This window comes from Pseudoalteromonas sp. 3J6 (genome assembly GCF_903995135.1).
Classification (GTDB): Bacteria; Pseudomonadota; Gammaproteobacteria; order Enterobacterales; family Alteromonadaceae; genus Pseudoalteromonas.
Genome location: NZ_LR877185.1, coordinates 3,394,406 through 3,408,329, shown reverse-complemented (window position 1 = coordinate 3,408,329; position 13,924 = coordinate 3,394,406). Strand labels below are relative to the sequence as shown.

General features: G+C 38.7%; 11 protein-coding genes and 5 tRNA genes. 12 read left to right on the top strand and 4 right to left on the bottom strand.

Translation table 11 applies throughout. The annotated features are described in order from the left end of the window. Window positions 1-76 precede the first annotated feature (76 nt). Window positions 77-316: a hypothetical protein gene (locus P3J6_RS15550; protein ID WP_198523499.1), complete on the bottom strand. Its 240-nt coding sequence runs from the start codon at window positions 314-316 to the stop codon at window positions 77-79. Between the two features lie 284 nt (window positions 317-600). Between P3J6_RS15550 and miaE the strand changes: the two genes are divergently transcribed. The 3 genes from miaE (at window position 601) to P3J6_RS15535 (ending at window position 5,738) form a co-directional block, all read left to right on the top strand. Further along, window positions 601-1,377: a tRNA isopentenyl-2-thiomethyl-A-37 hydroxylase MiaE gene (gene miaE, locus P3J6_RS15545; RefSeq protein ID WP_198523498.1), complete on the top strand. Its 777-nt coding sequence runs from the start codon at window positions 601-603 to the stop codon at window positions 1,375-1,377. Window positions 1,378-1,573: 196 nt separating this feature from the next. Next, on the top strand, window positions 1,574-3,808 hold the full coding sequence (locus P3J6_RS15540; protein WP_198523497.1) for an EAL domain-containing response regulator: 2,235 nt from the start codon (window positions 1,574-1,576) through the stop codon (window positions 3,806-3,808). Next, entirely contained in the window at window positions 3,801-5,738 is a 1,938-nt protein-coding gene (locus P3J6_RS15535) for a sensor histidine kinase (protein WP_198523496.1), read from the top strand. Before P3J6_RS15540 ends, P3J6_RS15535 begins: the two co-directional genes overlap by 8 nt. Before the next feature lie 12 nt (window positions 5,739-5,750). Here the strand turns inward: P3J6_RS15535 and P3J6_RS15530 are convergent, their stop codons facing one another. Together P3J6_RS15530 and P3J6_RS15525 are read right to left on the bottom strand one after the other, a co-directional pair. Further along, complete coding sequence (locus tag P3J6_RS15530; RefSeq protein ID WP_198523495.1) at window positions 5,751-6,485, bottom strand: UDP-2,3-diacylglucosamine diphosphatase; 735 nt, start codon at window positions 6,483-6,485, stop codon at window positions 5,751-5,753. A gap of 68 nt (window positions 6,486-6,553) precedes the next feature. After that, complete coding sequence (locus tag P3J6_RS15525) at window positions 6,554-7,045, bottom strand: peptidylprolyl isomerase (RefSeq protein WP_008111051.1); 492 nt, start codon at window positions 7,043-7,045, stop codon at window positions 6,554-6,556. 154 nt (window positions 7,046-7,199) lie between these two features. Between P3J6_RS15525 and cysS the strand changes: the two genes are divergently transcribed. Beyond that, on the top strand, window positions 7,200-8,579 hold the full coding sequence (cysS, locus tag P3J6_RS15520; protein WP_198523494.1) for a cysteine--tRNA ligase: 1,380 nt from the start codon (window positions 7,200-7,202) through the stop codon (window positions 8,577-8,579). 163 nt (window positions 8,580-8,742) lie between these two features. Then, a complete protein-coding gene (locus tag P3J6_RS15515) occupies window positions 8,743-9,639 on the top strand; it encodes an EamA family transporter (RefSeq protein WP_198523493.1) in 897 nt (298 codons plus the stop codon). 31 nt (window positions 9,640-9,670) lie between these two features. Here the strand turns inward: P3J6_RS15515 and folD are convergent, their stop codons facing one another. Beyond that, a complete protein-coding gene (gene folD, locus P3J6_RS15510; protein WP_198523492.1) occupies window positions 9,671-10,525 on the bottom strand; it encodes a bifunctional methylenetetrahydrofolate dehydrogenase/methenyltetrahydrofolate cyclohydrolase FolD in 855 nt (284 codons plus the stop codon). Window positions 10,526-10,873: 348 nt separating this feature from the next. Between folD and P3J6_RS15505 the strand changes: the two genes are divergently transcribed. The 7 genes from P3J6_RS15505 (at window position 10,874) to clpP (ending at window position 13,845) form a co-directional block, all read left to right on the top strand. After that, window positions 10,874-10,950, top strand: a tRNA-Pro gene (locus P3J6_RS15505). A 55-nt stretch (window positions 10,951-11,005) separates the two neighbouring features. Next, window positions 11,006-11,082: transfer RNA gene (locus P3J6_RS15500), tRNA-Arg, on the top strand. A 24-nt stretch (window positions 11,083-11,106) separates the two neighbouring features. After that, window positions 11,107-11,182 (top strand) — tRNA-His (locus tag P3J6_RS15495). Between the two features lie 18 nt (window positions 11,183-11,200). Next, a tRNA-Pro gene (locus P3J6_RS15490) sits at window positions 11,201-11,277 on the top strand. Between the two features lie 56 nt (window positions 11,278-11,333). Further along, window positions 11,334-11,410: transfer RNA gene (locus tag P3J6_RS15485), tRNA-Pro, on the top strand. A 353-nt stretch (window positions 11,411-11,763) separates the two neighbouring features. Next, on the top strand, window positions 11,764-13,068 hold the full coding sequence (gene tig / locus P3J6_RS15480; RefSeq protein WP_138605062.1) for a trigger factor: 1,305 nt from the start codon (window positions 11,764-11,766) through the stop codon (window positions 13,066-13,068). Between the two features lie 159 nt (window positions 13,069-13,227). Next, complete coding sequence (gene clpP / locus P3J6_RS15475; RefSeq protein WP_008111041.1) at window positions 13,228-13,845, top strand: ATP-dependent Clp endopeptidase proteolytic subunit ClpP; 618 nt, start codon at window positions 13,228-13,230, stop codon at window positions 13,843-13,845. Window positions 13,846-13,924 lie beyond the last annotated feature (79 nt).

The following is a 13,924-nucleotide window of genomic DNA, read 5'->3' as shown; positions in this document are numbered from 1 at the left end:
AAAATGGCAAAACCGTATTTATTGCATTTACCACCATCATAGTTAAAGCTTGCAATGACTTCTTTAGTCCCCGACTTTACACTAGTATAGCGAGTAAAATCGTGAGACTACAACGCTCTAATACTTTGGGTGTTAGCCCTTTTTTATTTGCTTCTTCAAAATCTTGGATGGCATACAATGAACTAATTTCATCATGAGGCTCTTGAATTTTAACTGCTGATGAGTTTGTTACATTGTCATCGGCACTAAATACACTAAAAGACAGACCTGCTGTAGCAGAAAACACCGTTATAAAGAGTAACTGTGAAAATTTCACTACTAACTATTCCTTTATGAAAATTATTTTAAAAGCGATATAAACTTGAATATATTGAAGTAATGACAAACTGAAGAAGTTACCAGCATATAGGTTAGAACTTTGCTTTTTTAAAGTGTTTTTATACTGTGATTAGGTCCCTTAGATTAACAAAAGAATTTCAAATTTAATTAAAGCATCTAGAGGGCCTTAAACCTGTTTAGCGGTTGTGTTTGATATATTAAACACCAGTACATTTTCGTGTTAAAATTATCGCCATGCTTAAATAGGTTGAACTTAACACAATGTACACAGAATTATTGGCGCCAATTCACTCATTTTTAAAGTGCAAAACCCCCAATGAGTGGGTTGAACAGGCAACCAAAAAAGAAAATTTACCCATCATATTAATTGATCATTTAATTTGTGAGCTAAAAGCGGCACAAAGTGCGATGTTTTTAATCCGTAAGTATGCGGTAGATAAAGACAGCAGTGATGCACTGCTTGAGTGGCTAAAACCGTTTGAAACGCTTATTTATAAACGTGAGGGGAACTGGCGTGATTTAGCGGCTAAAAATAAACTGACAAAGTCTATTATTCCTAAATCTAACTCACCTTATGGACAAGACTTAATTGATAAAATGGTGATGTTAATAAAAGAAGAGTTGCATCACTTTTATCAAGTGTTGGAAATTATGGATGAATACGGCGTTGAATATAAAAGTATAACCCCATGTCGTTACGCCAAAGGCATGTTACGTAATGTTAAAACGTTTGAGCCCAATGCATTAGTTGATAAACTTATTGTAGGTGCGTACATAGAAGCGCGCTCATGTGAACGTTTTGCTGCGCTTGCCCCGCATGTAGATAAACGCTTAGGGGACTTTTATATTTCACTGCTTCGCTCAGAGGCTCGCCATTATCAAGATTACTTAACCCTTGCTCAAGAAATTGCTGACTTTGATATTACTGAGCGGGTAAAAGAATTTGCTGAAATAGAAGCGCAGCTAATTACATCGGACGATGAAGACTTCAAATTTCATAGCGGCGTACCTATTACTGCTTGCCAACAACCTGCATAATTTACACATGAAGCTGCTATTAACTAGTTAAACAACAAACTATTGTAGCAGCTACTTTTAATTAAATTCTTTTTAAATTAGACACATCCAATACCCTCACCTAATATTAGAATAACTATTTAAATTATTTAACTTATTGCTTTGTAATTCATTTTAATAACAAGGTCATACCTTATTTATTATTGGGTGAGAAGATATGCAAGATAAAGAGGGATTGTTTGTATTTGCTGCTGAAGAAGAAAAAGCAGATACAGAGCTGAAAGCATGGAAAATATTAACCGTTGAGGATGACCTTGATTATCAAAACGCGTTAGTTAATAGCTTAAAAGAATTAAAAGCCAAGGATGGTTATAAATACGAGCTGTTAACAGCAAATTCTGTGCCTGAGGCTGCTTTGGCGTTGAGTATGCATCCTGATATTGCACTTATTTTTATAGATGTAGTAATGGAGGAGGATGACTCAGGCTTGCGTTTAGTAAATACTATTCGAGAGGTTATAGGTAACGCAGAAATGCGTATTGTGCTATTAACAGGTCAACCTGGTTTTGCTCCAGAGAGTGATATCATGAAAGTCCTTGATATCGATGAATACTGGAATAAATCAGATATTACAGCAGAAAAGTTGCAATCAATTGTTAATAGTAACATGCGTACATGGGAGTATATTTCACAAATTAGGTCAGCAAAGCAAGGTTTACAGCTGGTGCTAGATGCATCTAGAAGTATTAACGGTAAGCATGATATGGCCTCTTTTTCTCATGCAGTGCTTAAAGAAATTAGTAATATTTTAAAAATAACCGAAGGCGGCGGTATTTTTTGTTCGAGTAATTCAAACTCTAGCTCTGAATGCTTAATACTCTCTACCCATGGTTGCTTTAGTGGCACTAAAGGGCAACCTGTTGTACCTAACCTGCCTGCAGAAATGCTGCAAGATTTTAAACAAGCGATTAAACAGCGTAGTCATATTTTTTCAAAGCACCACAGCGTATTTTTTTTCGAGACTCCCTTAACGCAAGAACAAGATATTTCTTATATAACGATCGTAAAATCAGACAACCCAATTAATGAGCAAAATGAGTATTTACTAAAAGTATTTAGCGAAAATGTGAGCACGGGATTTGCGAATATTTCGTTATTAAATCGTTTAACAGAGCTTGCTTATACCGATGTATCACTAAATTTACCAAATAGGAACTGGTTAACCCGTGAAATAAAGAACATGAATGCCCATGAGCGATTAAAAACACGATTAGTCATTTTTGACATTTATCAGTTTGATGAAAAAGCATTTACTTTCGGGAATGACTTTTGTAATAAATTAATGAAGTTAGTTCATCAAAATATAGTTGATACTTTTGCTAAATATGAACCACGCATAGCACTAATTAGTAACAAAACCTTTGGCATGCTAATTAGCGTTGACTTTGATATTTCAGATGCAATTAGTTACTTTCAAAATAAGCAAAAGTTCGAAATTGAACAGGTGAAGCAATATATTGATGTGCGTATACTGGAGTTGAAGTTAAGCGCTGCTTTAAACTTAACACCTGAAAAAGTGATTAGCTTAGCAGAGTCTAGCCTCAACTATACGTTGGCAAACCATGCAAAGTATATTCAGCATACAGAGGAAAAAACAGATCAGATAACTCGTCGATATGAGCTGATGGCTGAGCTCAGAACGGCTATAGGTAATAAAAGCTTAGAGGTGGTGTTACAACCCAAAATCAGCTTATCAACCTTGAAACCAGCAGGTTTTGAAGCGCTCGCTAGGTGGCAAAGAGCCGATGGCAGCTTTGTACGCCCCGACGAGTTTATAGAATTAGCTGAAACAGCCGGATTAATTAATGAACTAGACCATGTGATTTTTGAGAAAATACTAGAGGCTATTAATCAACTTAAAGAGCAAGGCTGTAACTTACCCGTTGCATTTAATGCGTCCTCTTATGATTTAGTTGAGCCAAGCTACTTTGAACAGATAAAAAATAAAATTGAAGAATACAGTATTTTGCCTTCTATGCTTGAGCTTGAGGTGACCGAAACACAAGCTATTAGTAATTACAGCTTAATTAAAGAGGCGCTTGAGCGGTTTATTTCTTTGGGCATGAAAGTCAGCATTGATGACTTTGGTACAGGGTATTCGTCTTTGGCTCACATTAATGAAATACCGTCTACGTCGATAAAAATAGATCGCTATTTTGTTAGTGACCTTGAGTTTAATGACAATAATCAATACATGATTAAGATGATATTGTCTTTGGCAAAGCAATTTAACTTTTCGGTGATTGCTGAAGGTGTTGAGAATGAGTTTGAGGCCAAGTGGTTGCAGCAACAAGGCTGCGAAACAGCTCAAGGGTATTATTTTTCTAAACCTCTATCTCTAAAAGATCTGTTCGGATGGTTAAAGCAGTATGAAGTGACTGATAATGAATAGCATTAATAGTTTGCCTGTTGGTTCAAAAAAAAGTGTGCTAGTTAAATTGCTATTCAGTTTATTCATTACCTTCTTTATTGGTTGGCTTATATACGAACAAATATATCAAGAAAAAATAAACACCATTAAAGCTCAGCAAGATGAAAAGTTAGTACTAATTAGTAGTGATTTCTCCAAAGAGCTCAGCAGCATTAAAAAGCTAACTCGTATTTTGGCTCAAGGCCCAGTTTTAAAAAGCGATGCACAAAACAAGCCTTTGCAACAAATGCGAAGCAGAGATGAAATAAATAATTATTTTTTAAATTTTGCGGCTATCTCTACTAACATAGCCCAAATTCGCTGGCTAGATAAGCAAGGGCAAGAGCAATACCGCATTAACGCAGTGAATGGTGTTGGCGAAATTGTATCGCCTGATGGTTTGCAAAATAAGCAAAACCGTTACTACTTTCAAAAAGGGATGCAGATCAGTGCGCCTGACATTTTTGCTACAGAAATAGATTTAAACATTGAACACAACAAAATCATAAAACCTCATCAACCATCAATCCGCGTAACCTACCGTACCAATCAAGAAAATTACCTATTAGATGGCCTATTGGTGGTTAACTTTAACTTAGATTATCTATTTAATCAGATCAAAAGCTATAGCCAAAAAAGTACCCATATAAGCATTTTGAATCATAATGGTTTTTGGTTATTAAATAGTGATGAAGATTTAGAATGGGGGTTTATGTATGGTAAAAATGAGCAAACGCTTGCCATTCAAGAGCCTCGGCTCTGGCAGCAAATTATTGGTGGCAAAGTCGAGTATGGTTCGCACTTTTTTGACCATAACCTCTATACTTACCGACGTTTTTCTATTTTTTCACTGCGCGAGAACAAAGGCAGAATTAGTGACACCGATAAAGAGTTAATTATTTTAATAAGTAGTCCTGATGAATTACTAATAACTGGACAGGTGAAAGCCTTACAGTTTGCGTTTTTGTGTAGTGGATTACTGTGTTTAATTAGTTTTAGCTTTATTTATCGTGAGTATAAGTTTCAAAATAAGCTGTTAACCCTCTCGCATAAATTACATATAGAAAAGATAGAACTAGATATAGTGAACAGAGAGCTTGATGCCACCATAAAGCAGCAACAACAGCTACAAGAAGGACTAATTGAAGCGCAAAAACTATCCTCATTAGGATTGCTCGTAGCAGGAGTTGCTCATGAAATGAATACACCCATTGGTGGAGCCGTTATTTCTGTTTCTAATGCAGATATGGCATTAGCTAAATTAAATGCGGCGATGAGGGAGGGGCTGACTAAATCAACGTTAGAGGAAACAACAACCAGTATTGGTGAGAACCTAGCACTAGCTAAAATTAACTTAAATAAAACCGCAGTATTAGTGAAAAGTTTTAAAAAAATGGCCATTGATCGCCATAACGATGAATTTATTGCATGTGATATTGAAAAAATCATTCAAGAGTTATTATTGTCATTAAATTCCAGATTAAAAAATTCACCGATAAAAGTGAAAACTATTTTCTTGCTCAAAAAACAGGTGATTAGTTTGCCGGGGATTATTTCTCAGGTGGTCGAAAACCTTGTAATTAATGCGCTAAATCACGCTTTTGATGAAAAGCAGGAGGGAGTGATAGAAATAAAAGTAGAGCAAGCGACAAATAATAGCGTAAGGCTTAGCGTGTCAGATAATGGTAAAGGAGTTAATAATGAGACTAAAGCAGATATATTTGAGCCTTTTTATACAACCGCACGAGGTAAAGGTAATACGGGCTTAGGTTTATATATGGTGCACCAATGGGTAACACAAGTTTTGAAAGGAGACATCAAACTTCATTCAGAACCACAAAGCGAAGCCTATTTTAAAACACAATTTATTATTACCTTGCCTGAGTTAACCGCAAAGTCTCATTACGATTAATTATTAGGAACATTATAAAGGTGTTGAAATTAATTGTTGTGATTCGGGGGTAACCACTAAATATGAACCTTGAGTATACCAATCGCCTAACACTGTGCGAGTTAGGATTTGGTTATTAACTTCATAGGTATGTACATTAGGGCGGTGAGTATGGCCGTGGATCATATTAGCCACGTTATGCTTAGCAAAGGTTTCGAGTACCGCGCTTTGCACTACATCCAGTATTTCTATAGGTTTGTCTGCTTGGCTAAGTTTACTTTTTTCACGCGCATCGCGGGCTATTTTTTTTCGATACCATAATGGCATAGCAAGCATTAATTTGGGCCACCACCAACCACGACTTTTTTGACGAAACTTTTGATATTCAATATCTTGAGTACACATTTCATCACCATGTAAAATTACCGTGGGTGTGCCGTAAAGGTCGATCACTGTTTGCTCATCGAGTAGAGTCATTCCTGCCATGTTTGCATATTTTGTGCGCATGATAAAATCGCGATTACCGTGTACAAAATAAATAGGTATGCCCGAGTTATTAACTGCTTTTAATTGTTTGGCCACTGCTGCTGATAGTTCGCTAACATAATCGTCACCAACCCAGACTTCAAAAAAATCACCTAAAATATATAGGGCGTCTACTTTTTGAGGAACAATATGGGAGTGTAAAAATTTAAAAAATGCCGCTGTAATATCAGGGCGATTTTCACTCAAATGTAAATCTGCAATAAAGTAGGTTTGGCGAGTCATGGTGATTCCAGTTAAATAAAAGCGGGTGAATACCCGCTTTATGTATTCTTTGAAGAATAAAGGGGGTTTTAGCTTACAGTTACACTTTCAATTACCACATCTTCAAGTGGTACATCTTGGTGAAAGCCATTGCTACCTGTAGCAACACCTTTGATTTTATTTACTACGTCCATGCCTTCTACTACTTCAGCAAACACACAGTAACCCCAGCCTTGCGACGTTTCGCTGCTGTGGTTTAAAAAGTCGTTGTTATTCACGTTAATGAAAAATTGCGCTGTAGCTGAGTGTGGATCAGGCGTACGCGCCATTGCTAAAGTACCTACTTTGTTAGATAGGCCGTTGTTAGCTTCATTTTCAATTGGATCGTTTACTTCTTTTTGTTCCATACCCGATGCAAAACCACCGCCTTGAACCATAAAACCATCAATTACACGGTGAAAAATAGTGCCGTTATAAAAACCTGAGTTTGCATACTCTAAAAAGTTTTTTACTGTATTTGGAGCTTCGCTTTCGTGCATTTTAATGGTGATATCACCAAAGTTTGTGTGTAGAACAACCATGAGGTTTCCTATAGCTGGTTTAAATATTGGTGCTATTTTATCGTAGTTGACTCAGATTAACAAAGTAGATGTTATGTTTGTTATAAACCGCTAGAGCCCATGCTTAGCAAGTGGTAACATAGCTTTTCTGTTAATCGTGAAGGAAAGCAACTAAATGGTACAAATATACAACACACTGACACGCCAAAAAGAACAATTTAAACCTATGGTCGATGGAAAAATCGACATGTATGTGTGTGGTATCACCATTTACGATTACTGTCACATTGGCCATGCACGCACATTTGTGGGTTTTGATGTGATTGTTCGCTATCTTCGTCATTTAGGTTATGACTTAAAGTACGTACGTAATATTACCGATGTTGATGATAAAATTATTAAGCGCGCAAATGAAAACGGTGAGGCGATTAACGACTTAACCGTGCGTATGACTAAAGCCATGCATGAAGACTTTGACAGCTTAAATATGCTACGTCCTGATGTAGAGCCAACGGTTACAGGTCACATGGATGAAATTATTGCTATGGTTGAGCGTTTGATTGCCAAAGGCCATGCTTATGTTGCAGCCGATGGCGACGTTTTATTTGATGTATCAACCTTTGAGCAATACGGAGCACTTTCGCAGCAAGATTTAACTATGCTGCAATTGGGGTCACGTGTGGAAGTAGCGCAAGATAAAGACGATCCTCTTGATTTTGTTTTATGGAAAAAAGCTAAAGCAGGGGAGCCATCGTGGTCTTCACCTTGGGGAGAGGGGCGCCCTGGGTGGCATATAGAATGTTCAGCGATGAGTTCAAAGCACTTAGGAGAGCACTTTGATATTCATGGTGGTGGTTCAGACCTACAGTTTCCGCACCACGAAAACGAAATCGCGCAATCATGCTGTGCTAACAACGGCCAATACGTTAATACTTGGATCCATACCGGTATGGTTCAAGTGAACAAAGAAAAGATGTCTAAATCATTAGATAACTTTTTTACCGTTCGTGAAGTATTAAAGCAATACGATGCTGAGTCGGTTCGTTACTTTTTAATTTCTGGCCATTACCGTAGTCAACTTAATTACTCGCAAGAAAACTTAGACCAAGCACGTTCATCACTTGAGCGTATTTACACGGCATTACGTGGTGTTGAGCCAGTTGAATGTGAGCTTGAGGGTAATGAGTATGTAGCTAAGTTTAGAAAAGCTATGAATGATGACTTTAATTCGCCAGAAGCATTACCGGTTGTGTTTGAAGTTGCTAAAGAGCTAAACCGAGTAAAAGAAAGTGATAGCGAAAAAGCAGGACATTTAGCCTTTATTCTACGCAGCTTAGGTGAAATACTTGGTATTGCTCAACAAGCACCTGAGGCATTTTTACAAGGCGGTCAAAACGATGATGAAGTGGCTGAAATTGAGGCATTGATTGTAAAACGTAATGACGCACGTGCCAGTAAAAATTGGGCTGCAGCTGATGAAGCTCGCGATGCTTTAAATGCACTGGGTGTGATACTTGAAGATTCAGCGGGAAAAACAACGTGGCGTAAAGCTTAGCTACAACACGCGGATCACCAAAAAAAGGGTTGCCATTGGGTAACCCTTTTTTGTTATATCAATTGCATTAAATTGATTATGCTTTTAATAAAATTGATATTGTTGACCTCAATTATGGTTGAGGTTTTAAACTCGCATTCATCAATTTAAAAATGGAAAATTAATGAATATTTTACTTGCCATGATCCCTGCTTTTTTATGGGGAACGACTTATGCGGTAACTAAATACGCAACCCCAGAGTGGCCGCCAATCTTATTAGGGGCCATACGTGCACTTCCTGCTGGTTTATTATTGTTGTTATTTAAACCCTCTTGGCCAACGGCTAAACAATGGCCAGGCATTTTTCTGATCGGCGCAATTAATATTGCGTTATTTTTTAGCTTTATTTTTGTAATGGCAATTAACCTACCAGCAGCTATCGCAGGCGTGGGAATGGTATCTGTCCCTGTGGTTGCATTATTATATGCATGGCTTGTAAAGCGACAACAGCCAGCGCTGGTGCAAGGTTTTTGTGCGCTTGCTTTAGTGGTTTTAGCATGGCGCTTATTTGATCCACAACATGTAGCACTTAATGTTTTGGGGGGTTTGGCGCTGATAGGGGCGTTATTAACTATTGTGATAGGCAGTACGCTGGTAAAAAAAGTAACGGCTAAAGTGCACTGGTGGACGGTACTCACGTGGCAGCTAATCATTGGTGGTAGTTTGCTAGCAATTGCGGCTATGGTTCAAGCTTTTTATTTTGCCCCTCAGCAGTATCAATTTTTAACTGCATCAATAAATACCACGCAATGGCTGGCGTTATTTTGGTTGGTGGTCCCTAATACTGCTTTGGCTTACATCCTATATGTTTGGTTATTAGGGCGAATGTCAGTAGTTGAGTTTACTTTTGGCACTATAGCCAACCCAATTGCCGGTATTTTATGTGCAGGAATATTAATTAACGAGCAGTATGCAAATTGGCAGTACGCGATTATGTTATTAATGATTGTGTTTTCGGTTTTGCCACAAGGCTTGGACTTAATAAAACGAAGAATGATGACACAAAAAGCCCGCAATTAAGCGGGCTTTGCATTACTTTATTTTTTATTTATTAGCTGTGATATTTCTCACACGCTTCTAACGTATTTTCAATTAAGCTAGCAACTGTCATCGGGCCTACGCCGCCAGGTACAGGGGTAATAAAGTCAGCTTTTTGTTCTGCAGCGGTGTATTCAACGTCACCCACTAACTTACCGTTGTCTAAACGGTTAATACCTACATCAATAACAATCGCGCCTTCTTTTATCCAGTCACCCGGAATAAACTCTGGTTTGCCTACGGCAACAACCAATAAGTCAGCACGGCGAACATGGGTTTCTAAATCTTGTGTGAACTTATGACAAACAGTAGTAGTACAGCCAGCTAACAACAGTTCAAGTGACATAGGGCGACCCACAATGTTAGAGGCACCCACTACCACTGCGTGCATGCCTTTGTAACGCACGCCAGTTGAATCTAATAAGGTGATAATACCCTTTGGTGTACATGGGCGAAGGGCTGGCATACGCTGCGCTAAACGACCAATGTTATAAGGGTGAAAGCCATCAACATCTTTATGCGGGGTAATACGCTCAAGAATTTTTTCTGCGTCTAAGCCTGCAGGTAAAGGAAGTTGCACTAAAATACCGTCAACTTCGCCATCAACATTCAATTCATCAATTAATGCTAATAGCGCTTGATCTGTTGTGTCTGCGGGCAAATCAAATGATTTAGAAATAAAACCAACTTCTTCACAGGCTTTACGTTTTGAACCAACGTAAACTTGGCTGGCTGGGTCTTGTCCAACAAGCACCACAGCTAATCCTGGGGCTCTAAGGTTTTGTGCAACACGTTCTGAAACTCGTTCAGCCACTGCGCTACGTACTTGTTTTGCTACTGCTTTACCATCAATGATGTTTGCCGTCATGGGTGACCTTTAATTAGGTTAATTAACTTGATACCGATACATTTAAAAAACGAATGCATATATAGGGGTTAAAATGCCGATAAAGAAAAAGACCTTCACCTTACTCATTTTTTAATATGGTGGCTATTTTCGCAGAAAAGCGGTTGAGCGCCAAGTTGCTTTTAAATTATAAGCCCCCGAATTATAAAAAAGAGTTTAAATTTTATCCCTGTATCGTAATATTTGACCATTATGAACTAAAAATGAGCAATTGATTTGTTTTCTTAAAAAAACGTTTGACCTAACCCGGTCAAATCACTATTATGCACCCCGTTGTCAACGAGGTCACTCGCAGACAATAGTAAGTATCGGCGATTAGCGCAGTTTGGTAGCGCACTTGGTTTGGGTCCAAGGGGTCGCAGGTTCAAATCCTGCATCGCCGACCATTTTTATGTTTGCTCATAACAATTTAACTTACTAGTGAACTATGAAGTTTTCGATGCGCCCATAGCTCAGCTGGATAGAGCAACGCCCTTCTAAGGCGTCGGTCGAAGGTTCGAATCCTTCTGGGTGCGCCATTTTGAAAACACTGTAATACCGTGGTGATTGTAGCTCAGTTGGTAGAGCCCCGGATTGTGATTCCGGTTGTCGTGGGTTCGAGCCCCATCAGTCACCCCAATTTAAAAAAAAGAATATCGGCGATTAGCGCAGTTTGGTAGCGCACTTGGTTTGGGTCCAAGGGGTCGCAGGTTCAAATCCTGCATCGCCGACCACTTCCTTATAGGTGGTCTTAAATCCTAAGTTTAAGTATTCGAGAAAATATCTATATCGGCGATTAGCGCAGTTTGGTAGCGCACTTGGTTTGGGTCCAAGGGGTCGCAGGTTCAAATCCTGCATCGCCGACCATTTCCCCTTAAGTCACATATTCTGAATCTCTATTTTATCTTAAATAACTCTATTTTTTTTCTCCTATTCATTCTATACAGTTTAATTAGCCTGTTTTTTATTCGCTTAGTCGTTATCTGCCTTTAACTACCCCAAATAATTGCCCCCCACACTCGACTATCATGAATATTAGGTTATAATGCCGCGTCTATTTGTTTAAAAATATAGTGCCCTTAGGGCAGAGCAGCAATGGTATCTCCTGGTAGCGACGGATTTTTTTAAGCTCTAAGGCTTGAATTTTATCAAGACGCCTATAGATTACTTTGTTTGTAATGAAGGCGAAAAGTCGCCAAAATTGAATATTGAGGTAAATCATGCAAGTTTCTGTTGAGACGACTCAAGGCCTTGAGCGCCGTCTGACCATCACCGTTCCTGCAGAGAACGTTGAGACCGAAGTAAAAAAACGCTTACAACAACTGTCAAAAACGCAGCGTATCGACGGTTTCCGTGCTGGTAAAGTACCAGTATCAGTAATCAACAAGCGTTTCGGACCAGCTGTTCGTCAAGAAGTTGCTGGCGAAGTAATGCAACGTAATTACATTGAAGCAATTGTTGCTGAAAAAATTAACCCTGCTGGCGCACCTACATTTGCACCAAAAGCACTTGAAGCAGGTAAAGATTTAGAATTCTCAGCAACATTTGAAGTTTACCCTGAAGTTGAAGTTCAAGGTTTAGAGAAAATTGCTGTTGAAAAACCAGCGGTAGAAGTAACTGACGAAGATTTAGCAAACATGCTAGAGACACTTCGTAAGCAACACGCTTCTTGGGCTGACGTTGATGCAGCTGCTGGCGCAAACGACCGTGTAACGGTTGATTTCGTTGGTACTATCGATGGTGAAGAATTCGAAGGCGGTAAAGCTGAAGATTTCCCATTAGAACTTGGCCAAGGTCGTATGATCCCAGGTTTTGAAGACAACATCGTAGGCAAAAAAGCAGGCGAAGAAGTTGTTGCTGACGTAAACTTCCCTGAAGATTACCACGCTGAAAACTTAAAAGGTAAAGCGGCTCAATTCACTATCACAGTGAAAAAAGTTGAAGCGCAAGAATTACCTGAATTAAGCGATGAGTTTGCAACTAAATTCGGTGTTGCCGAAGGCGGCGTAGACGCGCTTAAAGAAGAAGTTAAAAAGAACATGACACGTGAGCTAGACCAAGCGGTTAAAGCTAACGTAAAAGATCAAGCAATCAAAGGTCTTTTAGAGCAAAACGAAGTTGAAGTGCCTAAAGCATTAATCGACCAAGAAGTTGACGCTTTACGTGAGCAAGCTGCTCAACGTTTTGGTGGTAACGGTCAAAATATGCCTGAGCTTCCAGCTGAATTGTTCCATGAGCAAGCAGTTACACGAGTTAAAACTGGCCTATTATTAGGCGAAGTGATCAAAGCAAACGACATCAAAGTTGATGACGCTAAAGTTGAAGCACTTATCGCTACTGTAGCATCTGCATACGAAGATCCAACTGAAGTAGTAGAATACTACAAAGCAAATGATCAACTAATGCAACAAATGCGTAATGTAGCAATGGAAGAGCAAGCTGTTGAAGCTATTTTAGCTAAAGCAACTGTGACTGATGTTGAAAAAGCATTTGATGACATCATGAATCCACAGCAAGGTGCATAATAAGTCATTGACTTAAGCGCTCGCTAACGATTAAATGGCTCGTGTTACTCTGTTTATGCAGTGTGCCCGGGCCATTTTAGTTTGTGGTTCTTAATTAGCTAAAAATGATCATTATGCTTTTCTTAGAATAAGTATAAGCGCATAAGGAATTAAATAAGTATGAACACTGGTATGACAGATCCCCTAAACGCATTAGTACCAATGGTTGTTGAGCAAACAGCTAAAGGCGAGCGCTCGTTTGATATTTATTCGAGACTATTAAAAGAGCGTATTATCTTTTTAACGGGCCAAGTTGAAGACAACATGGCAAATCTGATTTTAGCGCAAATGCTTTTCTTAGAATCAGAGAACCCAGATAAAGATATCTTCTTATATATCAATTCACCGGGTGGCTCGGTCACTGCGGGAATGGCTATTTACGATACAATGAATTTCATTAAACCTGATGTAAGTACTATTTGTGTGGGCCAAGCGGCTAGCATGGGGGCGTTTTTACTATCTGGTGGTGCTAAGGGTAAACGTTTTTGTTTACCTAATTCACGTGTAATGATTCACCAACCATTAGGTGGATTCCAAGGTCAAGCATCTGATTTTGAAATACACGCGAAAGAAATCCTGTCTATTAAAGACAAATTAAATCGCTTAATGGCTGAGCATACTGGCCAACCGCTTGATGTTGTTTCACGTGATACAGACCGTGATAACTTTATGAGTGCAAGCCAAGCTGTAGATTACGGTATTGTTGACTCAGTATTTACTAATCGCGGTAGCAAGTAAGTATGCCTGCAAGCAGTAATGCTTGCTAATGAGAGTTACTATGCGAAAAAGCCTAAATTTTGGTATAGTTAAAGCGTAT